The following is a 13,161-nucleotide window of genomic DNA, read 5'->3' as shown; positions in this document are numbered from 1 at the left end:
CCAATAAATGCTATATTCGCTATAATAAAATTAAGAAGAAAAAAGGGAGATTTTTCAATGCTTTTAATTTCATGGAATATTGATTCACTTAATGCTGCACTAACTAGTGATTCAGCTCGTGCACAAAAAACTAGACACGTTTTAACCCAAATTGCGGAAAAAAAGCCAGATATTTTAGCAATTCAAGAAACTAAGTTGCGCGCTACAGGTCCAACTAAAAAACATGCTGAAATTTTGGCTAAGCTGTTTCCTGACTATGAGTATGTTTGGCGTTCATCTGAAGAACCCGCAAGAAAAGGTTATGCTGGAACCATGTATTTGTATAAAAATACCTTGGAACCAGTGGTAACGTATCCAACAATCGGTGCTCCAGATACCATGGATTTTGAAGGGAGAATTATTACTTTAGAATTTCCAGAATACTTTGTAACGCAAGTATACACACCAAATGCTGGTGGTGAGTTGAAGAGACTTGGCGATCGTCAAGGTTGGGATAAGAAGTATATTGAATATTTACAAAAGCTTGATAAAGAAAAACCTGTTTTAGCTAGTGGGGACTACAATGTAGCTCATGAAGAAATTGACTTGAAACACCCAGAAAACAATCATCATTCAGCTGGTTTTACCGATGAAGAAAGAGCTGATTTTACGGAATTACTTTCAACTGGTTTTACTGATAGTTTTCGTAAGATTCATGGAAATATTCCAGAAGTTTATTCATGGTGGGCACAGAGAATTAAAACAGCTAAGGCTAATAATTCAGGCTGGAGAATAGATTACTGGTTAACAAGCAATCGAATTGCAGATAAGATTAAGAAATCTGAAATGATGGATACTGGTGAGCGTGCTGACCACTGTCCAATTGTGCTGGAAATCGATTTGTAAGAATAAGGGCATCGTAATTGATGCCTTTTGTTTTGGAGAGTTTTTTATGGATAAAGTCTTAAAAGATGCAGTTTTAAATGGCTTGTATAATTCCAATTATCCAGGGCAAGTTAATTTAACGCCACAACTGTTGTCAAATAGTGATGAAAAAATTTGGTTGAGTTTGCGTCAAGAACTATTATCAGCCAAGTCCTTTATCTGGGCAGTTGCATTTATTAGCGAGGATATGCTGGTCCCGTTTAAACAGGTTTTAGAAGATACTGAAATTCAGGGGACAATAATTACTGGCTCTTATTTACAATTTAATAGTCCAAAGGTCTTTTATGAGTTACTAAAAATCCCTAATTTAACTGTAAAAATAAGCACAAAAGCTGGCTTTCATGCTAAAGGCTATTTATTTAAATATGAGAATTATCAAACAGCAATTATTGGCTCAGCAAACTTTACACGCTCAGCGATGCTTGCTAATAGTGAATGGTGTTTAAAAGTAAGTTCAACTGAGAATGCTAGTTTAACTGAACAATTTAAGAATGAGTTATATAAACTAAATTCAGATTCTATTGCTTTATCAACTGATTGGATAAAAGCTTATAAAAAGAATTGGATAAAGCCTAAAGCTGCTAAACCACTTATTCCCCAGGAAATAACGCCTAATAAAATGCAGCGTGAAGCTTTAGATAATTTATTTGAAGTTATCAATCAAGGCCAAAGACGAGCTTTAGTTGTTTCAGCAACTGGAACTGGAAAAACGTATTTAGCTGCTTTTGCAGTTAAGCAATATAAGCCTAAGCGATTTTTATATTTAGTTCATCGTACGCAAATTGCCAAAAAAACGATGGCCAGTTTTCAAAAGGTAATAGGCGGACATAAAAAAGATTATGGGCTACTTTCAGGTAATCATCATGACTATAGTGCTAAATACTTATTTGCGACTGTTCAAACTTTAAGTCAAGATGAGCTGTTAAAAACTATTGATCCAGCAGAGTTTGATTTTATTTTAATTGATGAAGCTCACCGCTCTGCGGCGCCATCGTATCAGAAAATTTTAAATTATTTAGAACCCCAATTTTGCTTAGGGTTAACAGCTACACCTGAACGGATGGATAAAGAAAATATTTTTGAAATTTATGATTATAATTTAGCTTATGAAATTAGATTAAAAGATGCATTGCAAGAAAAGATGTTAACACCGTTTCATTATGTTGGAGTAGAAGATTATGAAATTAACGGTCAAACTATAGATGAAACGTCTGATTTAGCCTATTTAACTGCTGAAAAACGAGTTGATTATCTACTTAAAGAGATTGATTATTATGGATATTGCGGTAAGAAAGCCCATGGCTTAGTTTTTTGTAGTAGACAGGCAGAAGCAAAAGAATTAGCGCTTGAGTTTACTAACCGGGGGCATAAGGCAATTAGCTTGACCAATCAAAATAATGAAACAGATCGTCAAAAGGCAGTAAAGGACTTAGAAGCTGGAAAGATTGAATATATTATTACTGTGGATTTATTTAATGAAGGTATTGATATCCCTTGTCTAAATCAAATTATTATGTTGCGTAATACGCAATCAAGTATTGTCTTTATCCAGCAACTTGGCCGTGGATTAAGAAAATATCCAGGAAAAGATTATGTAACAGTAATTGATTTTATCGGTAATTATCAAAATAATTATCTTATTCCTCTAGCATTGACTGATGATCGGTCCGCTTCAATTGATCAGGCTAAGCGTGAAGCACAACTTCCATCGTTTATAGGCTTATCAACAATTAATTTTAGTAAAGTTGCTAGTGAAAAGATTTTAGCTTCTCTAGAAAAAGTAAAACTTGATGGTTTGAAACAATTAAGGAACGCCTATCATGAGCTAAAAAACAAGTTAGGTAGGAGTCCGTTATTGTATGATTTTTACCGCCTGGGTTCAGTTTCACCATTGGTATTTGCGCAAAATACTAGTTTATCTTCTTATGCTGAATTTTTAGAAAAGATGGGAGCTGAAATTTTAATCAGCTCATTTGAACATAAAGTTTTAAGCTTTTTAACTAAAGAATTATTACCCGGGAAAAGAATTCATGAACTGCTCTTTTTAAAATTGATTTTAGATTATGGAAAAGTTAACAGAGATCAATTTGAAAGCGAACTAAAAAAGCAGGGAGCTTATTATAATAGTGAAGTTTATGACTCAATTCAGAAATTTTTGATGTTGGATTTCTTCGATGTTAAAACAGGTAAAACCACTAAAAAGGTTCAATATGGCAATGCACCATTGATTGAACAGCTTAATTTATTTGATTTTACTTTTAGTGAGCCAATCAAAAAGGCGTTAGAGAATGCAGACTTTAAGAGGTTATTTACCGACCTTATCAAAACAGCGATAGCTTTAAATGGTCAATATGATAATCAACAAAAATTTACACTTTATAAGTCTTATGATCGCAAAGACGCCTGTCATTTACTTAATTGGCCATTAGATGTTAGTGCTCCAATGTATGGATATCGAGTAGGAGAAAAAGACTGCCCAATTTTTATTATTTACAATAAAGATGAAGAAAAAAGAAGCAGTGTATATCATAATACTTTGTCTGATGGACGCAGTTTGCATTGGTATACGCGCTCACCAAGACATTTGGATTCAGATGAAGTAGTGCGTCTTTTAAGCGGAAAAATTAACTTGCATTTGTTTGTTAAAAAGAGTGATTCTGCTAGTCGAGAATTTTTCTACTTGGGAGAAGCTGAAATAATTAGTGCTCAAGAAGAAAAAATAGGTCCGAAACAAAAACCAACTGTGGGAATGGAATTACTTTTACAAACACCACTATCTAGTGCGATGTATCAAATGCTTTTTACTTGTGAAAAGTAAGTTTGATGATATAATTACTTTTAGTAAGTAAGAAAAGCGAGGTTAGAAAATGGCTATAAACGGATTAAGTGATACATATACCTTGAATAACGGAGTAAAAATCCCCGTTGTCGGCTTTGGGACTTGGCAGACTCCTGATGGAGAAGTTGCTGAAAAATCAGTTCTAGCTGCATTAAATAGTGGATATCGCCATATTGATACCGCTGCAGCATATGGCAATGAAGAAAGTGTTGGCAGAGCCATCAAAAGTAGTGGTATTAAACGTGATGAACTTTTTATTACAACCAAGCTTTGGAATGCTGATCATGGTTATGAAAGAACTAAAAAAGCCATTGATGCCAGTCTTATGAAGTTGGGACTTGATTATCTTGACTTATACCTAATTCACTGGCCAAATCCTGTTGCCATGCGGGATAATTGGGCCGAATTAAATAGTGAAAGTTGGAAAGCAATGGAAGAAGCCCAAAAAGCTGGTAAGATTCGGGCAATTGGTGTATCTAATTTCAGAAAGCATCACTTAGATGCCTTATTAGAAAATGCGGATGTAGTTCCAGCAGTTAACCAAATTTACTTAAATCCTAGTGACTTACAAACTGATGTCCGTAAAGAGAATGAAAAGCACAATATTTTAAGTGAAGCATATTCACCACTTGGAACAGGTGATTTACTAGGTAATGAACTTGTTAATAAGTTAGCTCAAGAACATGGCAAGAGTTCGGCTCAAATTTTAATTCGCTGGAGTTTAGAACATGGTTTTGTACCACTTCCTAAGTCTGTTCACGAAGAATATATTAAAGCTAATGGTCAAGTTTTTGATTTTTCATTGTCAAATGAAGAAATGAAGTTACTTGATGGCTTAGAAGGAAAAGGTAACTTAGCTTTAGATCCGGACAAGGCAGATTTCTAAATAAAAATGTAAAATCGTTGCAAGAGCAACGATTTTTTTATATACTATAAGTGTAATAGGCTTATAGTACGGAGGTGCAATTATGAAACGCTCAGAACTAAAATTTAATGCAAAGGAAAAATTATCTAATAATTGGGCTTGGGGAGCCTTAATGACTTTAATGCTAATGATAATTACCTATTTAGTTAGCAGGGGGATTATGTTTCTCATGTTTGGTTCTGCTGGTATTTTCGGCTTTATGATGGCAGAACGTGCTTTAGCAGAAGATCCAGGTTTTGTAATTTCCTTATTTGTAAGTTTTGCAGGTTTCATTTACATGCTGTCATTCGGTATTTCAATTATTACTGGAATGTTTAATACGGGTGTTCAAGTAGGATACTTACATTTAGTAGATAATCAAAAAGAAAATAATGTTTTCAAAAATATCTTTTTAGCATTTAGAGGTGGTAGAACTTACAACTACTTCGTCAATGTTTTATTAACTTCTATCTTTACAGGACTATGGACTTTGCTTTTCATTATTCCTGGTATTATAAAATCATATTCATACGCAATGACTTTTTACATTTTGGAAGATATGCATAAGGCTGGAAAAGAAGTAGGTGTAACTGAAGCAATTACTAAATCTCGTCAAATGATGAAGGGACACAAGTTCCAATTATTTGTTTTGGATTTAAGCTTTATTGGTTGGGGAATTTTAGCAACACTTGCTTTAGGTATTGGCTGGCTTTGGCTAGTACCATATATTCAAACAACTAAGGCAGAGTTTTACCGTAAAGTTGCTAGTGAAAACTAGACGTAAATAAATTTAAATAGTATTCAAAATAGGTATTGCATAGTAATACCTATTTGGTTTATAATAACTTCTGTGAGAAAGATATATTTCTCTCGGAGGTAAAAATATGAAAAACACAAAATTTTTTGCAGGAATCGTAATGGTGCTTATGTCACTTTATATGTTATTTCAAGCTTTAACTGCTCATTTAGCAACTAATGCGATGATTGCAGGAATTATTTTCTTAGTTGCAGGTATTGCATATATTGCAACTAAGGATATGGATAATTTAACTGGCGATATTGCTGGTTTAGTTTTGAATTTAATTGGCTGGTTCATGACTATGTCAATTCCAAGTATTAGTTTATTTGGTATTTTTGCTTTAATCATTGCCATTGTTTTATTTGGCTTAACTTTTATGTCAAATAGTAGTGACTCTGCTTTAGCAAAATAAATTCAAAAATTTAAATTTTGAATAAAACGAAAGAGACATCATCTGATGTCTCTTTTTTGTTACACGTGAAACGAATTTTAATTAACTAAAAATTTTTATTCTAATGTTGATGTAGTTGCTTCTCTAGCTGTTAGATTCAGTTTAATTGCAATGAATAAAATAATAACTTCAACAATTACTAATATTGACATAGATACAATAAAGTTAGTGCTCCCCGAAATTGTAGTGAAGATGGTGGTCATAGTAGGAGCCATTACCGTCAAGATTGTATTTAACAAGCCCATACTTGAAGCTAAAATCTTTTGATTAACAGCCATAACCAACCATTGTGATAGCTTAATTGAAGCTAAACTAGCAGTTGCAGCTAATATGAAGTAAGCGGGCAAAATAATATAAATATTTGCTATAAATGCGATTATAGTAGTAGCTATACTAAGAATAATTGCGGTAATTACAATTGAAAATATGGTAGTTTTTTTGAATAATTGTGGTCCACAGATACTTCCAAGAGCGAATCCACTACTTACTACAATTCCGATAATTGCGATTGTAAAGCTATAATTTGATATTATCATTGTCTTTTTATACGCGACCATCACTATTGGAATTAAGGATTGTAGGGCACTTAAAGTGCCATTAATAAGAGCGACAACTAATACGATTGTTAATAAGCCAGGTTGTTTTTTAACTTGGTTGTATGAAGATTTTAGTGTAGGTAAAAATTTTTCACGATTAATATCTTGGCTTTCAATTAGTTGGTTATCATCTTTCTGTTTGCGACCTATACTGGCGTAAAGTAGGCCAGCAAATAAGAAGGTAAATGCGTTAAGAAAGGCTAAATTTGAATAAGACATAAAAAGTAGTAAGCCTGAACCTAGAAATTGGGCAGAAATACCAATAACTTGTGATACACCACTTGTGAATCCTTCGGCCTCACCAAAATCTTCCTCACCAACTAAATTAACAATTAATGGTACAACTAAACCACCAGCATAAGAGCCGAAAGTATCTGATATTAGATTAATTACGATTACAATCAAAACTAGTGTCCAGTCAGATAGTTTACTTGCAAATAAAATACCAACTAAGCTATATAAGATGAATCTTATAAGTGCCATTAAAAAGATATTTTTGAATTTCTTTCGGGTTCTGTCAGCTAAGTATCCTGAAAAAGTATCTAATAATTTAGGTAATGATTCAGAAATTGCAATCAAAGAAAGTGCTAGTGAGTAGTTCTCTAACTTACTGGCATAAGTCATCAAAGCCATGTAAAAAAGGATATCTCCAGTTCCTGAGAGAAAACTAACAATTGAAAAACGCCTGTAAGATTTATTCTTTAAAAAAACGTTCATACTATTCCTCCTATTAAAGTTGCTTAATTTTAATTTCATCTTACAGGGATTATAATTATATTAAGAGAAATAGTCACATTTGAATAAAAAAAGGGGGAGTTCTATGCAAATTGGTAGTCTTTTAAAAGAATATCGATTAAGTCAAGGAAAAAGACAAAAAGAGTTTGTGGGAGAAGTGGTAAGTCAATCTTATTATTCAAAAGTTGAAAAAAATGCTAATCGAATTACAGCAGAAGATTTAATTGATTTGTTAAATTACAACAATATTCCTCTTTGGGAATTTTTTAGTCGCTTAAATCATGGTTCAAGGTTACATAAGCAAGAAATTGATGATTTGGATACAGTAATGATTGAGGCATATTATGCTGCTGATAAAGAAAAACTTGCTAATGTTATAAATTTAATAGATGAAAGCAACTTATCTGAAAAAGATAAGCAACAACAAAAATTGATAGCAAGAGGATGGCTTGAATCAACAAAAAAGCCTGATGAACCAAATGATGATGAACTGCGGCAAAAATTAAAGGAGCAGGTATTTAGTAGTCCTAACTTTAATAAAAATAATATGGCATTGTATTGTAATTTTATGGATTTTTATGATTTAGAAAGTAATATAGCCATTTCAAAACAAATAATTAAACAATATCAAAGTGATACCGATATTGATGTTCAAAGAGTTTTATTATCAATTATTGCAAATATGCTAATTTTAACTATTGAAAATAAAAAGCCAGACTTAGCTAAATTTTTTGCTAAAGTTGCAAGCAAAATTTCAACTAATCCAGCAATTTTCTTCTATAAATGTTGTATTTATTTCTTTGAAAGTGCCAATATGTATCAAATTACGAGAGATAAAAAATATTTAATTAAATGTGATAATGCAGTTACAATGTTTAAGGAACTTGGTATGGAAGCATATGGAAATGGATTAAATGAATTTATAAAGCGACAACTCTCAAATTACCCGTCTTTATAAAGTTCTTTTAAATCATAAGAGAAGTCACTTTTTTTGATAATATATGGATCATGTGTAACAACTAAAACTGTTTTACCAGCATTTTTTGCTTTATTTAATGCTAGTAATATGTAATCTCTATTTTCGGGATCAAGTGAACCTGTTGGCTCATCACATAGAATTAATTTCCCTGGTTTGAGTAATGTGCGCGCTAATGCAATTCGCTGCTTTTGACCACCAGATAAACTAGCAACGTTAGTATTTAAATCAACTTCTAGATTTAGAGAAGCTAATATTTTTTTAGCTCTTTCGTCAAAGTCTGCTTTAGTTTCACGTGAAACTAAGTGCACTAACTCTAAATTTTTCTTTATAGATTGTTCATTTAATAATGCATAATTTTGAAAAAGGTAGTTAATGTTATTTTTAATAAAACTTTGTGCTTTTCTTGTACCGGCTTTAGGAGCTTTTTCTCCTAGTAAGTTGATAGTGCCAGCATCAGCTTGTTCTAATAAGCCGATAATATTTAATAAAGTTGACTTTCCGCAACCACTTTTACCATAAATAACAGTAAGTGCTTTTTCTGGAACCGTTAAGTTTAATTCCTGAAAAACAGGTTTGTGTTTAAAACTTTTGGTTAAGTTAGTAATCTCGATGGCATTAGTCATTTAAAAATCTCCTTACTAAGTTTTTGGAAAACGATTTAATGGCAATTGTGCTAAATAAAATATCGCCAATTGTCAGTATTGCAAAAAGAACTAGATTATTTAGATTCAGCATCTTAGTGGCTATTATCAAACCAAGAAGAATGCTAGTTTGCAGTAAAATTAAAGCCCAATAGAAATATGTCTTTTCTCTAAGTGGCCGACCCAAAGCTTGCTTAATCGCAAATTCCCGACCAAAGATTGAAAAATATAAATTAATCGTTGAAAGGGTAACTGTTATAAGAGTTACTAAGCTTAAAAACAAGTCAAAGTCCGAAAGATAGAAACTAGCTGCTTGATCTTTTAATTCTTCAAGGTCACTGTCACTTGCCTTAATTAAATGGGGCAAGTTATCACGAGAATTGTATTTAGCTAATAGTTTTTCATAATGCCTGTAAGTTGCTAATGGATTTTTGATTAGCGGAATTTTTAAAGTATCTGCACTAGCACCAGTAAGAATATTCAAATCAAGTTTTTGCAGAACATTTTTTAAGGGGCTAACAGTTATATACTGATAGTTGTTAATTTTTTGTCCTTTTTCGTTAAATAATGCTTGCTGGTTCTTGATAATAATGAATTTAACTTTTTCATGGCGTTTAGAGGAGTAAAATTCCGCAATTTTATCTGTATTTTGCAAGTTTCTTTGGGGCAATAGTATCGTTTTGTTTGTGTCTTGATCACTTAGAATGACCTTCTTCCCATTTAGTTTCTTAACTGGAACTAATTTTAAGTAGTTAACATTAACATCTACATTTTGTAATAAATAGGGTTTTTCAGAGTTAAGGGGAGAAGTGTCAATATAAATTGCACCAGCGCGATTTAAAGTCGGATATAAGTTCTTAGTTTGATATTTTTCCTGCTTAATTTGGTCAAGGGTTTCATTATAGCCTTGAACTAGGGGATAAAAACTTACATATTTATGATAGAAATTAGTCTGCTGAGAAAATGCAGTTTTGATGTTTTGTCCAGCAAAATCGGCTAAATCTTGGGCACTAATAAAAACCAAAAAAACTAAAACAACTTTGGCTAAAAAGGCAAAGCCAAATAAATATTTATTGTCGGCTCGCTTAACTAAAAAGCGATTGGTTGGTAATTTACCTAATATAAAGGTAATAGCTAATGCAAGAAGATATTCTAATGTAACTAAACCAAATAAGACAGAAAGACTATTGAAGATTAAATCATAATATTGCTTACTTACTTCATAAAAGATTCCGAGTAGCAAAATTGGCAAATTACCCCAGATTAGACTTTTTAAAATCAACTGGTTAACTTTTTGGAAAAGTGAGTAGCCTAATAAAGAGTAAACACCATTTTCGTAATTAAAAGTTAGAAAATAAACAATAAAGAAGATAAGTTGAAATAAGATAGCAACTAGAGTAAGGGTGCGCAAATTGGATGAATCTAAATTTAAGTCAATTGAAGCAGGGTACATTTCAGGAGCGAGAAAATCTTTGACTGAATAATTGCTGGCAAATTCATGGTTATAGTTTTGACTAAGAAGCTCTAAGTACTGCTCAATTTGGTTGGGATTAGTTGTTTGAATAAAGAAAATCCCTTCTCGCGATTGGGGAGCGTGTTGATAGTTAAATTCTTTAATGGTAAAAGCGATTGTTCCGTAGCTTTTTAACCGCAAAGAGTTTGACTTAGCTGCAGTTGAATATACTTTTCCGGATTGAAAATGGTGACCAAAATAGTTAGAAAGTAAAGAATCCGATAAATTATCTGATTCAAAGAGGACGTTTTGTTTGAAGGTATTATAGCTAAATTTACTTCCAGAATTATAACCAGTGAAATAAGACCTTTTTAAAAAATGAATTTGCATTTTTTGACTGGTTTTCTTAATTACTGCTAATTGGTGTAAATAGTCATGGGTAGTTGAAGCTGGCTCAGGTAATTGAAAAGGTGTATAGTCAGCTGAGATATCGAATTGCTTTAGGTTATGAGTATCACTGTATTGGTTGATGCTATAAATTAGAAAAAGACTAGCAACAATCATATTTAACAAGATAAAAATAAATTTGAGACTTTTTTTAAACATAGGCATTCCTTATAAACACAAAAAGCGATATCAACAATATCGCCTTTTTATTATTTTTACCAACCATAGTAAGCATAAGCTTACTGTTGCATAAGAGAAATTCTCCAGAATCCATAATTAAAAATCCTTTCTATTTTTATATAAAGAGTATACGTTAAAAGATAATATAAAAAGAATAAAGTTTCATATGTGAAACTTTATTCTTTAAATCGGCCAATTTTTAGTTAAACTCGTAAACCCTAATTCTTTTAAATGATGTTTAATATTTATAGCGGAATCTATATCTCCAGTGAATATATTTTTATAATAATTACCTAATATTTTGTATATTAAAAAGCGTGGAGATTTATCTAGCTTAGTAAGATATTTTATGGACTTGGAGATATTTCTTTTGTGTTTATTTTTTTCTTGTGACTTAGCTTGTTTAAGTGAATCATACTTCCAGTGAAGATAATTACTACAAATAATTGCATATCTTTCAATCATAGTTTCAGATTTGATATTCATTCTTTTTAATCTTATAAAAAATATTTTCATAAGGACTTCAACTTTTTCATCAGAAAGAACTAACATCGAATTACTAAAAAGTTTTAAAGCTTGAAGGTTAGAAACCCAATTTTCATGTGTATTAAGTTCGTTAACTATTAATTGAGCAAGATTTTTATCTAATTGCTCAATTGTATTAGACAGAAATGCAACCCCAATTTGTGCGCGTTGTAGTAAATAGGGATTATTATTTTGTTTTTGTATTTTCTTTAAACAATCAGTAGCACTAACAAGATCATGATTATTAAATGCAGCTCCAAATTCTTGAGATAATTTTTCTTCAATAATTATGTTTTTTGGTGCATATGTATCTTTGGTTTTATTAAAAAACACTTCAATGTCAATACCATGAGAGAATAAAATTTTTAATAATAAATCAGAACTTAATCTAGTTTTGTTATTAATAACTTTTGAATACGTTCCTTTTGATATAACTCCAGCAGTCATTTCTTCCGCTGTTAACCCTAATTCTACCTGTACTTCTTTTAGCGCATCGCCAATTGTCATAAAATCTCCTCATAAATGTTATGTTACTTAAAAACTTCGGTAGTATTTTTATATGGTAGCATAAATCAATAGGGCGATAAAATGAAAAAGAGAGCCCAGTCCTCTACAAGTAAAGATCATAGTATGTTTTATATAGATACCTAAAAAATGGTAAAAATAAAAAATGTTGATATATCAGGCTGAAGTTAACCTAGATTATCAACATTTTTATTATAGGAGTTTCCTAGAAACTCTTTTAAAATTAGCTATTTTTTATTTCATCATTGATAAAACGAGAGTTTGCAAACCAGTTGCCATGAATGCACCAACTAATGGACCAAACATAGGAACCCATGCATAACTCCAATGTGCGTTACCTTTATTTGGAATTGGCAATACAGTATAAGCAAAACGTGGACCCCAGTCACGAGCTGGGTTTAAAGCAAAGCCAGTAGTTTCACCAAATGCTTGACCAATTACCATGATTAATAGACCTAAAATAAGTGGCTTAAGACCAGTAGTGAAGTCACCTAAGTTTAAAAGAATTAAAACAAAAATAAATGTCGCAATTACTTCACTGAGGAAGTTAAAAATAGGATTGTCAATTGCAGCACCAGTGGTAAAAATACCAACGTGGTTACCTTCATCTTCATTCTTTGTAGCTTTGAAGTGAGGGTAGTAGTGGATTGCAATAATTGCAGCTCCTGCAAATGCTCCTAAAAATTGAGCTGTAATGTATGGTAAAACGTCTTTCCATGGGAAAAGACCAAAAGTAGCAAAACTCAAAGTTACAGCTGGATTGAGGTGTGCTTTAGAACCAAGACTGCCGGCTACATAAACGGCAAAAGTAATTGCTAAGCCCCAAGTCATGGTAATATGATGCCAACTAGCGCCTTTTGCGATTGAGCCTTTCAAGTTAGAACCAGCACCAATACCAATACCGAGCACCAATAAGACCATGGTGCCGACGAATTCCCCAATAAAACTATTCATGTAAAAATTCCCCTTTTATTTAGTTATCAAAGTTATGCTATAGAGCATGAATTTAGTTTGGAATAAGTGCTGAACAAACTTCAACCACAAGGTCTATTAAAGGTGTTGCACATACGCCGCTCACAAGTGTAGCATATTTCTTTTTGAAAGGGAACAAAAATTTTTGAATATGTCAAATATTTTGCTTGGAAGCTATTATATAGATAGAA

Annotated in this window: 11 protein-coding genes; 6 read left to right on the top strand and 5 right to left on the bottom strand. The window is 32.1% G+C overall.

Annotated features, from left to right (window positions below):
• Positions 1-57 precede the first annotated feature (57 nt).
• From ETI37_RS01040 to ETI37_RS01020, 5 genes are all read left to right on the top strand, one after another.
• Positions 58-885: an exodeoxyribonuclease III gene (locus ETI37_RS01040; RefSeq protein ID WP_006587534.1), complete on the top strand. Its 828-nt coding sequence runs from the start codon at positions 58-60 to the stop codon at positions 883-885.
• Between the two features lie 46 nt (positions 886-931).
• On the top strand, positions 932-3,742 hold the full coding sequence (locus ETI37_RS01035) for a DUF3427 domain-containing protein (protein ID WP_006586077.1): 2,811 nt from the start codon (positions 932-934) through the stop codon (positions 3,740-3,742).
• Positions 3,743-3,791: 49 nt separating this feature from the next.
• Positions 3,792-4,649 (top strand): aldo/keto reductase, encoded by an 858-nt coding sequence (locus ETI37_RS01030; RefSeq protein ID WP_006586078.1) that lies wholly within the window; start codon positions 3,792-3,794, stop codon positions 4,647-4,649.
• Between the two features lie 82 nt (positions 4,650-4,731).
• Positions 4,732-5,445: a DUF975 family protein gene (locus ETI37_RS01025; RefSeq protein WP_006586079.1), complete on the top strand. Its 714-nt coding sequence runs from the start codon at positions 4,732-4,734 to the stop codon at positions 5,443-5,445.
• A 106-nt stretch (positions 5,446-5,551) separates the two neighbouring features.
• Complete coding sequence (locus ETI37_RS01020) at positions 5,552-5,878, top strand: hypothetical protein (protein WP_006587536.1); 327 nt, start codon at positions 5,552-5,554, stop codon at positions 5,876-5,878.
• 95 nt (positions 5,879-5,973) lie between these two features.
• Here the strand turns inward: ETI37_RS01020 and ETI37_RS01015 are convergent, their stop codons facing one another.
• The gene (locus ETI37_RS01015; protein WP_006586081.1) at positions 5,974-7,230 is read right to left on the bottom strand and encodes an MFS transporter; all 1,257 of its coding nucleotides are present in this window, start codon (positions 7,228-7,230) and stop codon (positions 5,974-5,976) included.
• A 103-nt stretch (positions 7,231-7,333) separates the two neighbouring features.
• On the opposite strand from ETI37_RS01015, the gene ETI37_RS01010 reads away from it, so the two are divergent.
• On the top strand, positions 7,334-8,206 hold the full coding sequence (locus ETI37_RS01010) for a helix-turn-helix domain-containing protein (RefSeq protein WP_006586082.1): 873 nt from the start codon (positions 7,334-7,336) through the stop codon (positions 8,204-8,206).
• Here the strand turns inward: ETI37_RS01010 and ETI37_RS01005 are convergent.
• The 4 genes from ETI37_RS01005 to ETI37_RS00990 form a co-directional block, all read right to left on the bottom strand.
• Positions 8,191-8,850 (bottom strand): ATP-binding cassette domain-containing protein, encoded by a 660-nt coding sequence (locus ETI37_RS01005; RefSeq protein WP_006586083.1) that lies wholly within the window; start codon positions 8,848-8,850, stop codon positions 8,191-8,193. The genes ETI37_RS01010 and ETI37_RS01005 overlap by 16 nt on opposite strands.
• Positions 8,843-10,927, bottom strand: coding sequence for a hypothetical protein (locus ETI37_RS01000; protein WP_224783247.1), 2,085 nt, complete (start codon positions 10,925-10,927; stop codon positions 8,843-8,845). The genes ETI37_RS01005 and ETI37_RS01000 overlap by 8 nt, the downstream gene beginning before the upstream one ends.
• Positions 10,928-11,131: 204 nt before the next feature.
• Entirely contained in the window at positions 11,132-11,980 is an 849-nt protein-coding gene (locus ETI37_RS00995; RefSeq protein WP_006586086.1) for a helix-turn-helix domain-containing protein, read from the bottom strand.
• A gap of 252 nt (positions 11,981-12,232) precedes the next feature.
• Positions 12,233-12,952, bottom strand: coding sequence for an MIP/aquaporin family protein (locus ETI37_RS00990; protein ID WP_006586087.1), 720 nt, complete (start codon positions 12,950-12,952; stop codon positions 12,233-12,235).
• Positions 12,953-13,161 lie beyond the last annotated feature (209 nt).

Origin of the sequence: Lactobacillus mulieris (assembly GCF_007095465.1) — a bacterium.
GTDB lineage: Bacteria > Bacillota > Bacilli > Lactobacillales > Lactobacillaceae > Lactobacillus > Lactobacillus mulieris.
Note: the sequence above shows the minus strand (reverse complement) of the source record. Positions and strands in the feature narration are given on the sequence as shown.

What these genes read in the sequence shown, in the direction of transcription:
- ETI37_RS01040 (WP_006587534.1), top strand. Translation starts at nt 58, where the DNA reads ATGCTTTTAATTTCATGGAATATTGATTCACTTAATGCTGCACTAACT.
- ETI37_RS01035 (WP_006586077.1), top strand. Translation starts at nt 932, where the DNA reads ATGGATAAAGTCTTAAAAGATGCAGTTTTAAATGGCTTGTATAATTCC.
- ETI37_RS01030 (WP_006586078.1), top strand. Translation starts at nt 3,792, where the DNA reads ATGGCTATAAACGGATTAAGTGATACATATACCTTGAATAACGGAGTA.
- ETI37_RS01025 (WP_006586079.1), top strand. Translation starts at nt 4,732, where the DNA reads ATGAAACGCTCAGAACTAAAATTTAATGCAAAGGAAAAATTATCTAAT.
- ETI37_RS01020 (WP_006587536.1), top strand. Translation starts at nt 5,552, where the DNA reads ATGAAAAACACAAAATTTTTTGCAGGAATCGTAATGGTGCTTATGTCA.
- ETI37_RS01015 (WP_006586081.1), bottom strand. Translation starts at nt 7,230, where the DNA reads ATGAACGTTTTTTTAAAGAATAAATCTTACAGGCGTTTTTCAATTGTT.
- ETI37_RS01010 (WP_006586082.1), top strand. Translation starts at nt 7,334, where the DNA reads ATGCAAATTGGTAGTCTTTTAAAAGAATATCGATTAAGTCAAGGAAAA.
- ETI37_RS01005 (WP_006586083.1), bottom strand. Translation starts at nt 8,850, where the DNA reads ATGACTAATGCCATCGAGATTACTAACTTAACCAAAAGTTTTAAACAC.
- ETI37_RS01000 (WP_224783247.1), bottom strand. Translation starts at nt 10,927, where the DNA reads ATGTTTAAAAAAAGTCTCAAATTTATTTTTATCTTGTTAAATATGATT.
- ETI37_RS00995 (WP_006586086.1), bottom strand. Translation starts at nt 11,980, where the DNA reads ATGACAATTGGCGATGCGCTAAAAGAAGTACAGGTAGAATTAGGGTTA.
- ETI37_RS00990 (WP_006586087.1), bottom strand. Translation starts at nt 12,952, where the DNA reads ATGAATAGTTTTATTGGGGAATTCGTCGGCACCATGGTCTTATTGGTG.